At 54.6% G+C, this 15,489-nt stretch carries 9 protein-coding genes; 6 read left to right on the top strand and 3 right to left on the bottom strand.

Annotation, left to right across the window (positions count from 1 at the left end; all coding sequences use genetic code 11):
- Positions 1-33 precede the first annotated feature (33 nt).
- Complete coding sequence (locus VFO10_RS25650) at positions 34-2,589, bottom strand: DEAD/DEAH box helicase (protein ID WP_325144859.1); 2,556 nt, start codon at positions 2,587-2,589, stop codon at positions 34-36.
- A gap of 89 nt (positions 2,590-2,678) precedes the next feature.
- Positions 2,679-4,121, bottom strand: a complete 1,443-nt coding sequence (locus tag VFO10_RS25645; protein ID WP_325144858.1) for a PQQ-dependent sugar dehydrogenase — start codon at positions 4,119-4,121, stop codon at positions 2,679-2,681.
- Between the two features lie 96 nt (positions 4,122-4,217).
- Here VFO10_RS25645 and VFO10_RS25640 point away from each other — a divergent pair, with 96 nt between their 5' ends.
- The 3 genes from VFO10_RS25640 to VFO10_RS25630 all read left to right on the top strand — a co-directional run bounded on the left by VFO10_RS25640 (position 4,218) and on the right by VFO10_RS25630 (position 10,501).
- Positions 4,218-5,657 (top strand): hypothetical protein, encoded by a 1,440-nt coding sequence (locus VFO10_RS25640; RefSeq protein WP_325144857.1) that lies wholly within the window; start codon positions 4,218-4,220, stop codon positions 5,655-5,657.
- A 17-nt stretch (positions 5,658-5,674) separates the two neighbouring features.
- Positions 5,675-7,477: a hypothetical protein gene (locus tag VFO10_RS25635; protein WP_325144856.1), complete on the top strand. Its 1,803-nt coding sequence runs from the start codon at positions 5,675-5,677 to the stop codon at positions 7,475-7,477.
- 165 nt (positions 7,478-7,642) lie between these two features.
- On the top strand, positions 7,643-10,501 hold the full coding sequence (locus tag VFO10_RS25630; protein ID WP_325144855.1) for an ATP-binding protein: 2,859 nt from the start codon (positions 7,643-7,645) through the stop codon (positions 10,499-10,501).
- Here VFO10_RS25630 and VFO10_RS25625 read toward each other — a convergent pair whose 3' ends face one another.
- Positions 10,502-11,293, bottom strand: coding sequence for a hypothetical protein (locus VFO10_RS25625; RefSeq protein ID WP_325144854.1), 792 nt, complete (start codon positions 11,291-11,293; stop codon positions 10,502-10,504).
- 229 nt (positions 11,294-11,522) lie between these two features.
- Between VFO10_RS25625 and VFO10_RS25620 the strand changes: the two genes are divergently transcribed.
- The 3 genes from VFO10_RS25620 to VFO10_RS25610 form a co-directional block, all read left to right on the top strand.
- The gene (locus tag VFO10_RS25620; RefSeq protein WP_325144853.1) at positions 11,523-12,911 is read left to right on the top strand and encodes an ethanolamine ammonia-lyase subunit EutB; all 1,389 of its coding nucleotides are present in this window, start codon (positions 11,523-11,525) and stop codon (positions 12,909-12,911) included.
- On the top strand, positions 12,908-13,669 hold the full coding sequence (eutC, locus tag VFO10_RS25615; RefSeq protein WP_325144852.1) for an ethanolamine ammonia-lyase subunit EutC: 762 nt from the start codon (positions 12,908-12,910) through the stop codon (positions 13,667-13,669). The genes VFO10_RS25620 and eutC overlap by 4 nt, the downstream gene beginning before the upstream one ends.
- A gap of 105 nt (positions 13,670-13,774) precedes the next feature.
- Positions 13,775-15,489, top strand: a 1,715-nt coding sequence (locus VFO10_RS25610; RefSeq protein WP_325144851.1) for a hypothetical protein, incomplete at its 3' end; no start/stop codon positions are given.

The following is a 15,489-nucleotide window of genomic DNA, read 5'->3' as shown; positions in this document are numbered from 1 at the left end:
GGGCCTATGGCCCCTTTCTTCATCCGGGATCGATCAACTGTCCTCCATATGCCCGACCTTCAGGAGTTCCAGCACAGGTCGATTTTGCTCCCGCGATTTCTGTCGGTCGATAAAGAAGGTGATTTGCCAGTCATTGTGGTCATCTGAATCAATCAAAGTCTGTTCCACACGCCAGCCCTCGGGATCTTTCTGAGGCTTGACACGACAGTGCTGCGGATGACGAGCCTGTCGATCGGTGACAATGTCGTGATGCTCTTCAAAGTAAGGATTCACAGCATTGGTCAAGAGCGGAATCGTCCAGGTCCCACCTTCGATCAAAGCCATCGCACCCTCGGCATCCCCGGCCGCCACCGCGCGGACGAAGCGGAAGACTTCGTTGCGAATCTGAACGGTGAACGCCCGCATATCACGCGTGATATCGGGAGCCTCCTGCACCACTTCCTCTTCCGCGGCTTCGACCACAGCGGATGGATTGCGCAGCTTTTCCCATTCATCGAGAAGGCTGGAGTCGATATTCCGAATCATCCGACCGAAATAATCGATCATCCCCTCGATTTCCTCGTTCCGATAGGATTCGGGAACGGTCTGGACAAGGACTTTATAGACTTCCATCAGATAGCGAAGCAGAAGCCCTTCCGCCCGCTGCTGCTCGTAGTCGCGGATGTATTCATCAAACGAGAAGAAGGATTCGTACATCTCGCGCGCGATGGACTTGGGTCGAATATTTTCATTCCCCACCCAAGGGTGCGTCGCCGCAAAACGATTGAAGGTCTCATAGATGAATTCGCGATTCGGCTTCGGATACTCCATCTTCTCAAGTTCCGCTATGCGCTCCTCGTATTCAATCCCATCCGCCTTCATCTCGGCCATTTTCCGGGATTTAATCCGATCCAGCTGCTTTCGCAGGATCAGCTCCGGGTTCTCCAGGATGGATTCCACCAAACTGAGAAGATCCAAAGCGAAATCAGGGGAGAAAGGATCCAGGAGCTTAATCGTGTCCAGAAGATAAAGCGACAGCGACTGATTCAAAGAGAAGTCCGTCTGCAGATTGCTGTCCACCAGAATCTTTTTATGCCGATACTCCGCCAGCCACTCAAAGCGGATAATCCCACGCTCCACCAGCGAACGGAACATCTGGAACGCCGTCTTGGTCAAAGTCTTCTTCGACTGCGGCGTCTCGTGGCAATTCCGAATCAGATTCTTCATCGCCCGGCAACCGTCCCCATCCCGACTCAAAATATTGAGCAGCATGCCATGGGACACCTGGAAGCTCGACGTCAGCGATTCAGGCGGCGCACTGATCAGACGATTGAAGGTATTCACATCCCAGTGAACATAGCCTTTCTCAGGCGGCTTCTTCTTGACGATCTTCTTCAATTTCTTAGGATCACCGGCCGCCTTCGACTCCATCGACATGTTTTCCACAACATGCTCGGGTGCCTGCACCACGACCGTCCCTTGATCATCAAACCCCTTACGTCCCGCACGACCACTGATCTGCTGGAAATCCCGAACACTCAGAATCGTGGCCTTGCTGCCATCGAATTTGCAAAGTTTCGTGAAGAGCACAGTCCGAATCGGAACGTTGACACCCACGCCCAAAGTATCCGTCCCACTGATAACCTTCAAAAGCCCTTTCTGCGCCAGCTGCTCCACCAAAAGTCGATACTTCGGCAAAAGACCGGCATGATGCAGACCAATCCCGTGCTTCAAAAGCCGCTGAATTTCCTTCCCATAGGGACTCGAAAACTTGACGTTCGTCAGCACCGCAGCAATCGCCGCTTTCTCTTCCTTGGTCGCAAAATCCACCGACATCAGCTTCTGCGCTTCCTCCGCGCAATCACGCTGGGTGAAGTTCACAAGGTAGATAGGCGCTTTCCCACTCGCGAGAAGACTCTTGATCGTCTCATGCAGTAGGGTTTCCTGATAGACGAACGTAAGAGGCACGGGCCTCTCACTCGAACGCACGACGGTCGTATCGCGGCTGGTCAGGTCCTTCAGGGTTTTTTCAAAAAAGCTGGTGTCACCCATGGTCGCTGACATCAGAAGAAAACGCGCCTTCGGCATGGTCAGAAGCGGCAGCTGCCAGGCCACGCCGCGTTCACGATCCGAATAGTAGTGAAACTCATCCATGATGACATCATCGACCGGGGCCTTGTCCCCCTCGCGAAGGGCCATGTTGGCAAGAATCTCGGCCGTGCAGCAGATGATAGGAGCCTTGCTATTGACCGAGGCATCTCCCGTGATCATGCCGACCTGGTCCGCGCCAAATTCATTGCACAGTGCCAGAAATTTTTCATTCACCAGCGCCTTGATCGGGCAGGTGTAAAACGAGCGCCGCCCGGTGGCCAGCGCGTGAAAATGCAGAGCCGTGGCCACCAGCGATTTGCCGGAGCCGGTCGGCGTATTGAGTATGACATTGCCGCCATCGAAAAGCGCAAGAATGGCCTCTTCCTGAGCCTGGTACAGCTCCACCCCGCGTTCCTTGACATAGTCGAGGAAGGCGTCGAGCAAAGCGCCGTTATCAGGAGGAGTGCCGGGGGCGGGCAGGCGCCGTAAAAGAGGCGCCTCAAGAGGATCACGATTCACAGGCCATCCTTTGTCTTGGGCAGGGCAAAAGGCCCTGCGCACGTGGATGGTCTGTTGTATCACGAAGGGGGCTCCCTTCGTGAGTGGAATCAGGGAGTGGTATAGGTCACGCGATAAATTGCGCCGGTCTGGTCATCACTCAAAAGGAGCGAACCATCGACGTAATTCTTCACATCCACCGGACGACCCCAGTTGGTTTGATTGGCATCATTCAACCAACCGGCAATGAAGGGCTGATAGGTCGCAACGGTTTTGCCTTCCGCATCCTGTTTGAACTGCACGACGCTCAAACGATAGCCGTTTTTACGCGAGCTGTTCCATGAACCATGCTCGGCGATGAAGACCGCATTCTGATAGGCCGCGGGGAACATCGAACCCTGATAGAAGGTCAAACCGAGGGCCGCAACATGCGCGCCGAGTTCCACTTCCGGTTTGGTGAAGGCATCGCTGCGGCAGTCCTGATTTTTACCGTAGGTGGGATCGCTGATGGTCTTCGCATGACAGTAGGGATAACCGAAGTCCTGACCATCCGCAGTCAAACGATTGAGTTCATCCGGTGGCAGGTTGTCCCCCAGCTGATCACGGCCGTTATCGGTGAACCACATCTCCCTCGTTTCCGGATGCCAGGTGAAGCCCACGGTGTTGCGCACGCCGCGTGCTACTGTTTCCAGGTTACTGCCATCCGCATTCATACGCATGATGGTCGCGTAGGTGTCGCGATCGGGCAGGCAGATATTACAAGGCGCGCCGATGTTCAGATAAAGTTTTCCATCGGGACCAAAGCCCAGATATTTCCAGCTGTGCGTCGGCTGATCGGGAAGGCCCGAATAAACAGTCGTGAAGGGTGCCGAAGTCTTGCCGAGGTTTTTGCCGACGTTGGCCTTCACCCAACCCACAGCATCCTTGAATCGGATCACGCGGGTTTGTTCAGCGACGTAAAGGTCATTCCCTTGCAGCGCCACACCGTTGGGATTATCAAGGTTCCACGCGAGCGCGATCACCTTGCGGCCACTGCTGGTGGGAACGATCGCATGAACGCGACCATTGGGATCGACATTGGAGAATCCACCCGTGCCGACGAAGACGATGCCTTCAGGATGAACTGCCAGCGAACGCGCACCTTCCGCCTTGGCAAAGACTTCGATATTGAAACCGGAAGCGAGACGCAAAGACGCAAGCGGCAGACCTGCGTTATCGGGAGTATCCGTCTGCAGACTCTTCACATACTGCAGAAGAGTCTCACGCTGAGCGGCGGTTATCTGCTGCGAGGCAGGCGCGCGGCGGGGCGGCATCGAAGCGTCCTGAACACGAGCGATGATGCGAGCGGCATTCAGCTTCACAGCGTTAAAGTCCACGTCACCGGAAGCGTCAGTCAACCTGGGGCTGACAGCTTTGTTGTGGCAGGAGGCGGCGCACGATGTCAGAAAAATCGAACGCGCTTCCTCCTTTAGTTCGGCTGCCGAGCTTTGTGCCCAGGCTGCCCCGGACACAAGGCTCGACAGCGCCAGTGTCTTGAGAAACGTAACTTTCATATCGACTCCTATCAAACTTGGATTGTTCACGGGCTTGGACCGATGCTTTTTACTCCGAACAGCGGTGAAGAACAAGTGTCCTCAGTGGAAGTCACCTTGCAAACGCTTTTGTCCTTTGGTATTCACGGCCCATCTCATCGCTTTGTAGGGGCCAAGGTCATCGGTAAAATTCACCAATTGCTGCTCTTTGTCGTTGCGGTCTTTTTTATGGAAGGCTGTCGTCCAAAGCCCTTGGCAAACTCTGTAGTCGAAAGCGATGCAGTGGGAAGACGTGTCTTGAATCAACCGCAGGGGTATACCCCGCAGTGGTCGGGCGAGGCTCTGGATCCTCTGCTTCAATCGTCCATGGAAACGACAAGGCAGGTGGCGTGGCGGGTTTTCGCCGAGGTCGTGCAGCCTGTTCGGTTTGAAAGCCGAACCAAGGATGGCCGTCTTTTGCAGGGTGAAGTGCCGCGATTTTTGAGTTGGTACACGATCGAGGATGCTCAGCGTTGGCTGCGTTATGCACTGCAGAACGCGTCGATGGAAGCTGTGGAAGCCGGCACGCCTTTGACGGATGATGAGCGCAGGAATGCGGATCTTTTTCTTGCGCGCGAACTCGATACCATGCCTGAGCCTTTGCAGATACGTCTTCAGAGCTGGCTCGAACAGCATCCCGAGCCCACGCTCCAGGATTGGTCGGGTTTGGGTGGAACGAGCCGCATTTATTATAGTCCCCATCTTATGCACGCTGTGCTGCAGAACTATGCGGAGCTGGAAAACTGCTTTCAAGGTCAGGAGCGCCCGGCGACCTTGGAGGAAAGGCCCAGCTGCTTTCAAAAGGAATGGCCGCGCGCCTCGGCGATTGTGAAAGCCGCTTTTTGGAACGGAAAGAGTGCGTTCAAAACCTATCCCACGGACGCGGCTGCCCTTAAAAGTCTGATGCGGAATGAAACGGGAAGCTGGGCCCAGCTGGCCGAAACCTCGCCCATTCCCGCTTCCATTTTTTCAGTGAATGTCGGAAGCAACCGATTGCTGCTGCCAGGTCTTCACATCATGACCAAGGATCAAAAGGATTGGCTTTGGATCACAGCGTGGTGGTCAGCGGAAGCTGATCGCGATTTCGGCGAGGATCGCCCCGAGTTCATCGACAAGCTTGGTCCTCTTTTCAGCCATTATAAAATCTGTGCAGTCACACGCTTTCAGGATGATGCCCAGGACTGGGAGGCCTTGGCTCAAAAATATCCTGATCTTGCGGCAGCGTTTGAGGCTGCAAAAAGCGGCAATCCAGGGCAGAGCTGGTGCAGCAATCCCTATCTGGAAATGGGAACACACAATCAAAGGACCAACTGCATCGGCTGTCATCAGTTTGCCGGAACCGCCGCGCAGCAGGACACGATTCTTCAGGATGCTCAGCAGTTTCCCCGGCACGGCAGCACCCGGCAGCGCTCCACCTTTGTCACCGATTACGTCTGGTCTTCAGCCCAAGGCGGACAGAGTCTTTATCAGCTCATTCATCGCAATCTGGCCTGGCGTAAGACCTTGCCAGCGGAATAAAGTTCGAAGGAGGATCCATGAAACTCGTTTTAGTCGGTCTGGCCCTGATCGGCCTTGTCGCCTGTCAACCGGGCAAGTCCAGCCGCCTGCATGATGAAAAGGCGACCAACCCTTTTCCCACCAATGCCTTGAGTGTTGATGACATTCGCACCGTGGCCGCGCGCATTGGTTATGCGGAAGGTGATGGGCATGCGGATAATGGCAAGTGCATAGGCTGTCATCAGAACTTCAATAACATTGACGAACTGGATCGCCTTTATAATTCCACGTCCTTTGCGTATGCCTGCTTTGATTCCGGCGTAAAAACCAGGGAGGACGCGACCAATGTCCTTGCCTGTCTCGGGAGTCTCGCCGGTGATAATGCGGATGTGAAGGATATCGGACCCGCAAACCTTGGATTCATGGCGGCCGGTGTCGATCATCAGGTGTTCAAGGATCTGTTCAAGACAGCAGGTCGTGAAGCGGACTACGAAGATTTCAAGGCCAATGCCGGCATGCCGCTCGGAGGGACTGCGTTTGCCGATCAGGATTTTGAGAAGATACTGTCCTGGGTGCTTTACTATTATCCCAGCCTCGCGGACTTTCTTAAGCATGACGGCCCTGATGTCTGCCGCAGTCCTGGTGAGACGCGAATCGGCAGCAAATTTCAGGACTATGTGCGCCGCATGAGTGAGGGCGGATTGGGCTGGGAGCATGTGAACATGGCTCGCGGTTTGCCCATGTTTGCCTGTGTCGATGGCAATAAGCACAACTGCTTTACCCAGTCCACCAAGGGTCAGGATGTTTTCCCTTTGAAAGACGAGTGGAAAGCGCCCGGAGTGGCCGGACATATCCGGGTGCTCTATCAGTTCGACGAAGGCACGAACTATTGGATTCGCTCGTCGGCTGATGGCCGTTATGTGGCCAACGGCGGCCACCCGAGTGCCATCATCGACCTTCAGAATAAACTGGAGGGCCGCTCTGCCCGCAAGATTTCCGTCGAGGCCCTTTATGATCCTGGTTTTCTGCCGGATAACAGCGGCTTTATCTTTCAGGGTGAGCAGTACGGATCACGCATCTGCGACCAGAGTCTGCTCGACAGCACGGACCTCGTGACCATTGACTTCATGCAGCCCGGCTGTTCGCAGCGTGACCTTCAGATAGGACTCTATCAGGCCATCGGCAGCAATCTGGACAGCGGTGATATTCGCACGCTGGCTGGATATTTTTCATCCGATGATGGGTATTCCTTGGTTCGTGACATAGCGCCCCTCTTTGGAAAGGCTGCGGAACTTTCGGTGGATACGATTCGCCGCGTCAACGACAGTGATTTTGAGAAAATCAGCAGCCAGCAGCTGAAAACGCCCTATCATGGCAGCTGGATGATGTCTCCGGCCAACCAGATTGCAAGCTCGATCGTCTCGGCATCGACTGATGGCAAGGCGCGGCATGGCGGTTATCGGCTTTTTCTTCTGGATGAAGGCTTTGGTCGGGATGGTAGCCTGCCTGAGTGGAATGATGAATCGACCGCTCTTTTGTGTACCGATGGTGGTGAAAAGCCTAATATTTCGTTTGATGAACGGATGATGGCGTTCTATCGCTATGCGAAGCAGCCGCAAAGAGTGGAGGCCCTGGATTCGTCATCTGATATCTACGTCTACGATCTTTTGCGCGGAAAAGAGGCCATGGCCCTGACGCAAATGCCCAAAGGCTATTACGCCCAGTTCCCGCATTTCCGTTCCGATGGTTGGCTCTATTTTACCGTCTATAAAGCTGAGACCGACGAGCGTTTTATTGTGGCCACAGACGCGAGTCTTTACGTCGAGAAAAAGGCTCTCTGAACACCCCATTCTTGCTGCCCGAAGGGCCCTTTTTGGGGCCTTTTTTTTACCTAGGATATTCTATAAGCCACTGAAACTATTGTTATAAGAAGAATCGACTAGAGAAAAGCCTGGATGCCAATCAAAACGAGCCGAAGGAATCGTCACTGCATTGGGAGACATTTCATGGCTCAGTTTGAAAAATTACGCTGGCACCAAAGTTTGGGGTTCAAGACCCAGCTTGTGATTCTGGTTCTCGGTATCTGGCTGCTGGGCGGTATCGTGCTGGTGATGAAGTTCAAGGGAACGGAAAAGGTTCTGGAAGAAAGTCGTCGTCTGATTGAGCAGACGGGTAACAATGCCGTCGGTGATCTGCAGAGCCGCCTCATTGAAGTCGATGCGTTGGCCCGCACCTTTGCGGAAGCCAGTCGGGTGCTGCCGAAAAACGAAAAAGTCATTCATAGCTCGCTGCCCTCCTTGATTCATTTTCAAGGGGACCAGGGCGTGGCCGGCGGCGGTTTCTGGCCTGAGCCCTTCGCCTTTGATACGAAAAAAGAGCGAAGCAGCTTTTTCTGGGGCCGTAATAAAGATGGCCAGCTGGAATTCTTTGATGATTACAATAAACCCGGAGCCGGCTATCACAACGAAGAATGGTATGTCGTGGTTCGCTATGCAAAGCGCGGCAAGTGCTTTTGGAGCCGCTCATACATGGACCCTTATAGCTATCAGCCGATGACGACCTGTACGGTCGGCATCTTCGAAAATGACAAGTTCACCGGCGAGGTCACCATTGATGTGAAGCTGGAAGGACTTGAGGCCTTGACCAAAGCCTGGCAGAAGAAAACCGGTGGCTATGTCTTCATCATGGACCGGAACAATAAATTCCTGACCTTCCCGCGTCTGGACCTTGTGAAAAAAATTGGCAAGGATGACAAGGGCAATCGCACCGAAGACTTTATCATGGCGAGTGAGCTTGCCCAGAAGGAAAAGAACTTCACGCCGATTGCGAGCGCATTGGACGCCATGAATCAGGATATCCTCACAAGCGCCCAGTCGATGCCCGGCTATGATGCGTCCATTTCCAAAAAAGTGAATGCGGATAGCTATCAGATTGATGAAAAGGAAGCGGAATTTATCAACGCGATCATGCGCGATCCTTTGGAAGGCCGTACCCAGCAGACAAGGCTTTATCAAAGCCTGGAACTGGAGAAGGACTTCGTCACAGGCTCCCGGTCCCTGGCTTATATCTTCCACGTGCCTTCGTCCTACTGGAAGGTCGTGGTCGTGAAGCCCTATGCCGAGGCAGCCGCTGTTGCCGATTCCATTACCCGGATGTTGATTCTTTACCTCGTTATGACAGTCGGAGCCGTTGGGCTCCTGGCCTCGTTCCTGCTGCATCGACTTGTGCTGGTGCCTTTGACGCAAACCACGGCCTCCATCCAGGCCACCGGAGAAATGATCCAAAACAATGACACCAGCCGGATTTCCAGGACGCTGAGCGGGACGCTGCCACGGAATGAAATCGGGCTTTTGAAATCGGTCTTTCATCAGCTGACCGTCAAGGTTCTGGATGCCCGCCTCAGCCTTGAGGAATACTCAAGGCAGCTGGAGAAAATGAATGCGAGCCTTGAGGATAGGGTCAAGGAACGAAGTCACGCTCTGCAGACGATTCTGAACAATGTGCAGAGCGGGTTTTTGCTGGTGGATCGGGAGGGCGTGGTTCAGGATGGATTCACCAAATCCTGCCAGAACTTCTTTGAGAATCGGGTGAAAGTGGGCCAGCGCTTGACCCTGCTCCTGGGTATGAAGGCGGCCGACGCCAGCTATTATGAGCTTGCGATCAGTGAGATCTTTGAAGATCTGATGCCGGAAGAGGTCACCACGCAGCAGCTGCCGCAGCGCTTCCATGTTGGACGGAAAACCCTGCGTCTGGCCGCCAACGCCGTGCGCAATGAAGCCGGACAGGTGGAGCTGGTGCTCTTTACCATTTCGGATGTTACGGCTTTGGAAGTGGCCGAACAGGAGAACATCAACATCAACGCCGTGCTGGGCATTCTGCGGCAGCGCGAAGCTTTTGGCCTTTTCCTTGCCGATGCACGCCGGAGCCTCGCCGAACTCAAAGGCAAAGATGCGATGCTGGATCAAGCACGAGTGCGCGCTCTCCTTCACACGCTCAAAGGCAACTGTGGTTCCTTTGGTCTTGTGGCCGTGGCGCAAACGATTCATCAGGTGGAAGATGAAAGCCGCATTCATTCGCAGCATGTGCTGGAGGTCGAGCAGAAACTGAAGGAATTCCTGCTGGCCAACTATCAGCTTCTGTCCATCAGCTATGATGAGGGCGTGGGCAACTGGGTGCAGCTGGATCAAAATGCCATCAAGGTCCTGGAGCAGCGCGTAGGGCGCGTGGGAACCCTGGATGAGGCGAAGCGGGAGCTGACGCTCTGGATCCAGAATATTTCTTTGAAGACGGCCAAGGAACTGGTGGGACCGCTGCCGGAATTTGTAAGCCATCTCGCGACCCGACTCGATAAGAAAGCGGAACTCGAAATCGTCGGCGGTGACGTCCGTTTGGATCCCACAGTGTTTGGACCTGTTCTGCAGAACCTCACGCATCTGATCCGCAATGCCGTGGACCATGGCCTGGAATCCGCCGATGAACGGGGAGATAAGCCGGTGATCGGTCATCTGCGTTTGACCTTTACCGAAACAGACAATGCCTGGGTCCTGAAGCTGGCCGATGACGGCAAGGGCATCGATACTGAAGCTTTGGTGCGGAAAGGTTTGAATGCCGGTTTGATTCAGGTCGATGAAGCCGCGAAGCTGAATGAGCAGCAGAAGCTCGAACTGATTTTCCGCAATGGTCTTTCCACGGCTGAAAAAGTCTCGGATATTTCGGGCAGGGGTGTGGGTATGTCGGCGGTTGCGCAAAGCATCCAGGCGGCCGGTGGGAAGATTCAGGTAACGAGCCGACTGGGGCAGGGTACGGAATTTGAACTTTGGATTCCGAAAACGCCTGCTTTACAGCAGGCGCGTCGAGTGGCGTGATCAGCGGCTGAATTTCAACTCGCTGTTGATTTTAAAATTGCGTCCGTAGTTATTATCCCAAAAGGTTTCATTCCCGCGCTTGAGTGCCACCGCGAATTCAATATTCGCGGCCGGCGTTCCCGCTTTTACTGGCGCTTGAAAACTCCAAAGCTCAACACCCGATGGATAAATGGGGCCCTGCAGCCGCTCGGCGGATACAGTTCGGGTCGTCTTCCACTGATCATCAGTATAAACGACAGTGACTGTTTTCGCCGCGGGGTGATTTTGCACCCAGACGCCCCCTGTGAAGGAAGCCGCGGCTTGATCATAGCCACTGCTCAAGGTTTCCCCGCCGACTGCGATGTAGGTCCACTGGAGTTCCGGCCCGAAAAAGAGCGGCGTATCACCTAGCCAGGCGCCATATCCGTAATGGGCGCCGGTATAATTTTTTCCGCCGTTATTGTCCCAGTAAACCGCGCCATCGGCATGATAGGCAATCGCAAATTCAGTAACAGAGGCGGGTACGAGAAAGGTCCAAAGTTCCTGCTGATCGGACACCGAGGAAAGATAGTTGGCGGGGATGGAGTCCCACGATTGCCGATAGTAGTCGTAGTACACGATATCCACCGATCGCAGGCTTCCCATCTTTTTCAATTGAACTGTGCCTCTGATTTTGGAAGTGTCGAAGCAGCCGGAGACTGGCGGACAATCAAAACCATGCATGGCAAGAAGTTTCACCATCGCCTCGGCATGCAGGCGGGCGGGAAGGAACGTCAGGGTCAGGAGTGCAAGGGATAGCAGCAGACGGTTCATGTGGGACCTCCATTCAACGCATTTGCGTACGCTGGTTGTTTCGTCGGAAATGCGGAACTTGTCAACCAGCGTCAAGAGAGGCATTCCACCGAAATGTGGTGGCACGGGTGAAGATGCCTTCCACCGAAATGTAACGGACAGGACAACCCCAACCCTGCATCCTCACCTGACAGGTCCCCTGTGATTTTGTTAGGATGGACGGTAGCGAACCCGAGCTGCAGGAGACCCAATGAGCTTTCGTGGACGCGTCGGCACATCTGAATTCACCTTTAGCAATTTGAAAACGCTCCTGGCCAAGGCCAGCCCTTTGCGCTCGGCCGATCAGCTGGCCGGGATCGCCGCCGAGTCGGCCGGGGAACGCATAGCGGCCCAGCGTTGTCTGGCGGATGTGCCCCTTGCGCATTTTCTGCAGGAAACCGTGATTCCTTATGAAGACGATGCCGTATCCCGATTGATTTTGGATACCCATGACAGGCAGGCCTTTGCTCGCCTGGCGTCCATGACAGTGGGTGAAGTCCGGGATTTCATTCTGAACGATCAGACCGATACCGCGACACTGCATAGTTTACGGCAGGCCATCACACCCGAGATGGCCGCTGCGGTCAGCAAGCTCATGCGTAACCAGGATCTTTTGCTGGCGGCTCGCAAATGTCCGGTGATCACGCGTTTTCGCAGCACAGTGGGTTTGCCAGGCCGCCTGGCCACGCGTCTTCAGCCCAATCATCCGACGGATGATCCACGCGGAATCGCGGTCAGTATTCTGGATGGACTTTTGCTCGGAAGCGGGGATGCGGTGATTGGAATCAATCCGGCTACCGATATACCGGATCGTGTCGTGACCCTTCTGCAGCTGCTCGCGGATCTGCAGGAAGCGAATAAAATTCCCACGCAAAACTGTGTGCTGGCGCATGCGACGACTCAGATTCAGGCGATTGAACGCGGCGCGCCGCTCGATCTTCTTTTTCAATCCATTGCCGGCAGCGAGAAAGCCAATCAGGGTTTTGGTGTGACGCTGGAGCTTTTGAAAGAAGCGCAGAGTGCGGCGCTGTCGCTGAAACGCAACCCGCATTCGCAGACGGTCATGTACTTTGAAACCGGGCAAGGCTCCGCGTTATCCGCCGACGCAGCTTTCGGCGTGGATGCCCAGACCATGGAAGCCAGGGCCTATGCCGTAGCCCGGGCTTTTGATCCTTTCCTTGTAAATACCGTCGTCGGGTTTATCGGGCCTGAATACCTTGCGGATGGAAAGCAGATCATCCGTGCCGGTCTTGAGGATCATTTCTGCGGGAAGCTTTTGGGTTTACCGATGGGCTGCGATGTCTGCTATACGATGCACGCCCTTGCGGATCAGGATGATATGGATTGTCTTTTAACAATGCTGGCTGCGGCTGGCTGCAATTACATCATGGGCGTTCCGGGGGCGGATGATATTATGCTGAATTATCAGAGCACGTCTTTCCACGATGCTCTTTATCTGCGCGAGGCCCTGGGCCTGCGTCCCGCGCCGGAATTTGAAGCCTGGCTGAGCCAGCAGGGGTTTTTGGATACGCAAAGCAATCGTTTGATCGCGAACCCGCAGCATCGTCTATTGGCTTTTCCACAAGGGAGCGGCGCATGACACAGAATCCCTGGCGCAATTGGACTCAGGCTCGTGTGGGGCTTGGACGGTATGGCAGCAGCGTGCCGACGCGTGAGCATCTGAAAATACTCGAAGCGCAGGCCTTGGCCCGCGATAGCCTCTGGCGTTCCTGGAACACGGCGCCACTGGAAAAATTCCTCGCGTCCGAAGCCATTCCCTTTCAAGTGGCCGCGACGGAAGTCCGTGATCGGCAGCATTACCTGATGCGCCCCGACCTGGGACGGCGTCTGCATGCGGATTCTTTTCAATCTTTAAAAAATTGGAAGCCTGCCGCTGATACCGAACTGGTTTTCTGTGTGACCGATGGCCTTTCCACCGATGCCATGGATAAGCAGCTGATCCCTTTTTTGAAGCACTTTCTGCCGGCACTCAGGGCTGAAGCGTTCTTTCGGCAAAAACCTTATCCCTTCGTTCTTTTGCCTTTCGCCAGGGTCGCCACTGCGGATGCTGTCGCCGAGGCTTTGAAGAGCCGACTGTCCGTGATATTCGTGGGGGAACGCCCGGGATTGAGTGCGCATGACAGCATGGGAATTTATCTGACTTATAATCCGAGCATCGGAACTTTGGATAGTCGCAGAAACTGTATCAGCAACGTGCGGGTTCCGGATGGACTTGGATATGAGCTGGCCACGCAGCAGCTGCTCTATCTTCTGCGCGAGAGTCTGCGCCTTGGCCTTTCGGGCGTGGAGCTGAAGCTGGATTTGCCCGCGACAGGTGGGGTGATCACCTCGGGTTGAACCCTTTTTTCGATTTTTTCCTGCAATGTTTGGACGTTTGCCTTGTCATGACCGCGGCCGGACGCTTTGCGTGTTTGGCTTCAACGACTCATGGAAGGTATAACCATGCGATCCCTTTTGCCCTTTCTTACTCTGTCGATAGTGCTTGTCTCTGCTTGCGACCGTGATACGTCGCACAGTCCAGATGTGCCGGTCCTGGGCACACCGAATGCCTCGATTCCTGGTGGCGTCGGAGTGAAACACACGATCACGCTGATGCCAGCCGGCAGCCCTGAAGTGGAGCGCGGCGAAGCGATTGCCTATCCGAAGATCGACGGCCGCAAGCCGGTGAAGATCGAAATCGCCAAGCAGGCTTTCTTCGATATCGGAAGCGCCGCCTGCCGTGAAGGTGTTTGTACCATCGAATATACTCACAAGGATTTGGCTGAAGTCTATACGCCTGAGTTGGTTTATTCCATCGTGGACGAAGCGAATACGACCTGGACTCTGGGGCGCTTGAAGCTTGCCGGGCAAACGCCGAAACTCGAAGCCCTTAAGTTCAATCCTTTGTATAATGAAACCGTGCGCTTGACCGTACCCTTGAGCGATGAAAAGGGCGCGCCTTTGAAGTTTGTGCCGAAACTTGCCCAGGCGGGCGCTGCGGCGGGCAAGGTTTCTGGGGCGAGCTGCAGCGAGAAAGAGTGTACGCTGGATTTCGTTTACGATCAGTACCAGGCAACGCCTTCCATCAGTTTTGTTCTGGAAGGTCCTGTCTTTCGGTCCCGACACACTCTGCTTCCGCAGCCTGAAGTCGTGACTCTCAAGAATTCCAAAATGAATTATTACAGCAGTCCCGCAAGCGTGCGTCTGGTCCAAGGGGAGCATTACACGTCCTCCTGGAAAAGACCGGCCTCGCAGATTGCCGTGATCGATGCCCGGGGTATGGATCGCTCTTACTTCCAGTGTTCGGCAGACTCCTGCGTGGGCAACTTCAACGTTCGGGCCAATAACGGGGCCACGCTGATCTGGTCGACTCTGGGTCATACTCAGAAAGCTCAGCTGGATCTGAACTTTGTGGATGCCGCCGTGAAGCCGTCGTTGAAGGAAGTGATCCTTGAACAGGACGCCAAGACTCTTGTGACGATTGAGCCCGGTGTGGATTATACCGCCGCGGAAGGGGCGTTGGTCACCGGCCTTGAGATCGATTCCCCTTGGACTACCAATCTTTACATAGACGAGAATCGCTGCGATACCCAAGGGCGCTGCAGCTTCTACGTCCGCTATAACGGAAGCGAGGACTTCGTCACCCGCAGCTATAGTTTGAAAATCGGCAACTATAAAAGCCCAAGCCAGACTATCAAGTTCATGCACCGAATTGTTCCGTCCAAGGCCACAATTGAAATGTGGGATCTGAAGGACAAGTACCAGGAACTTGTGCTGGAAGCCGGCAAGGATTATGTAACCTATGATGGCAGCAAGGCCACGGCTATTGTCGTTGGACGCTGGTCGGATCTTCGCTTCCGCGACACACCAAGCCTGACCGATGAGAATCGTCGGCAGGTTTTCCAATGTGACGAGCAGGGGACTTGCCGCGCCTTCGTTCGCAAACCCCATGCAACCAGTTCGAGTGCGACTCTCTATTACTCCGTGCAAACTCCAACAGGAACAAGCAAGGAAGCCTCCCGCAAAATTCAATTCAATCGTGATGAGATCAAACCCTTGACGGCATCGCGCCTGTACCGTCAGATCACTCAGGCCGCCGATCAGAACGTCGACCGCTTCCAGATCACCCTGGCCCCGGGCGTGGATTACTCTTCGCAGTTTCCCGCCGAGAAAGTCAG

The organism is Oligoflexus sp. (assembly GCF_035712445.1).
Lineage (GTDB): Bacteria > Bdellovibrionota_B > Oligoflexia > Oligoflexales > Oligoflexaceae > Oligoflexus.
Note: the sequence above shows the minus strand (reverse complement) of the source record. Positions and strands in the feature narration are given on the sequence as shown.

What these genes read in the sequence shown, in the direction of transcription:
- VFO10_RS25645 (WP_325144858.1), bottom strand. Translation starts at nt 4,121, where the DNA reads ATGAAAGTTACGTTTCTCAAGACACTGGCGCTGTCGAGCCTTGTGTCC.
- VFO10_RS25635 (WP_325144856.1), top strand. Translation starts at nt 5,675, where the DNA reads ATGAAACTCGTTTTAGTCGGTCTGGCCCTGATCGGCCTTGTCGCCTGT.
- VFO10_RS25630 (WP_325144855.1), top strand. Translation starts at nt 7,643, where the DNA reads ATGGCTCAGTTTGAAAAATTACGCTGGCACCAAAGTTTGGGGTTCAAG.
- VFO10_RS25625 (WP_325144854.1), bottom strand. Translation starts at nt 11,293, where the DNA reads ATGAACCGTCTGCTGCTATCCCTTGCACTCCTGACCCTGACGTTCCTT.
- VFO10_RS25620 (WP_325144853.1), top strand. Translation starts at nt 11,523, where the DNA reads ATGAGCTTTCGTGGACGCGTCGGCACATCTGAATTCACCTTTAGCAAT.
- eutC (WP_325144852.1), top strand. Translation starts at nt 12,908, where the DNA reads ATGACACAGAATCCCTGGCGCAATTGGACTCAGGCTCGTGTGGGGCTT.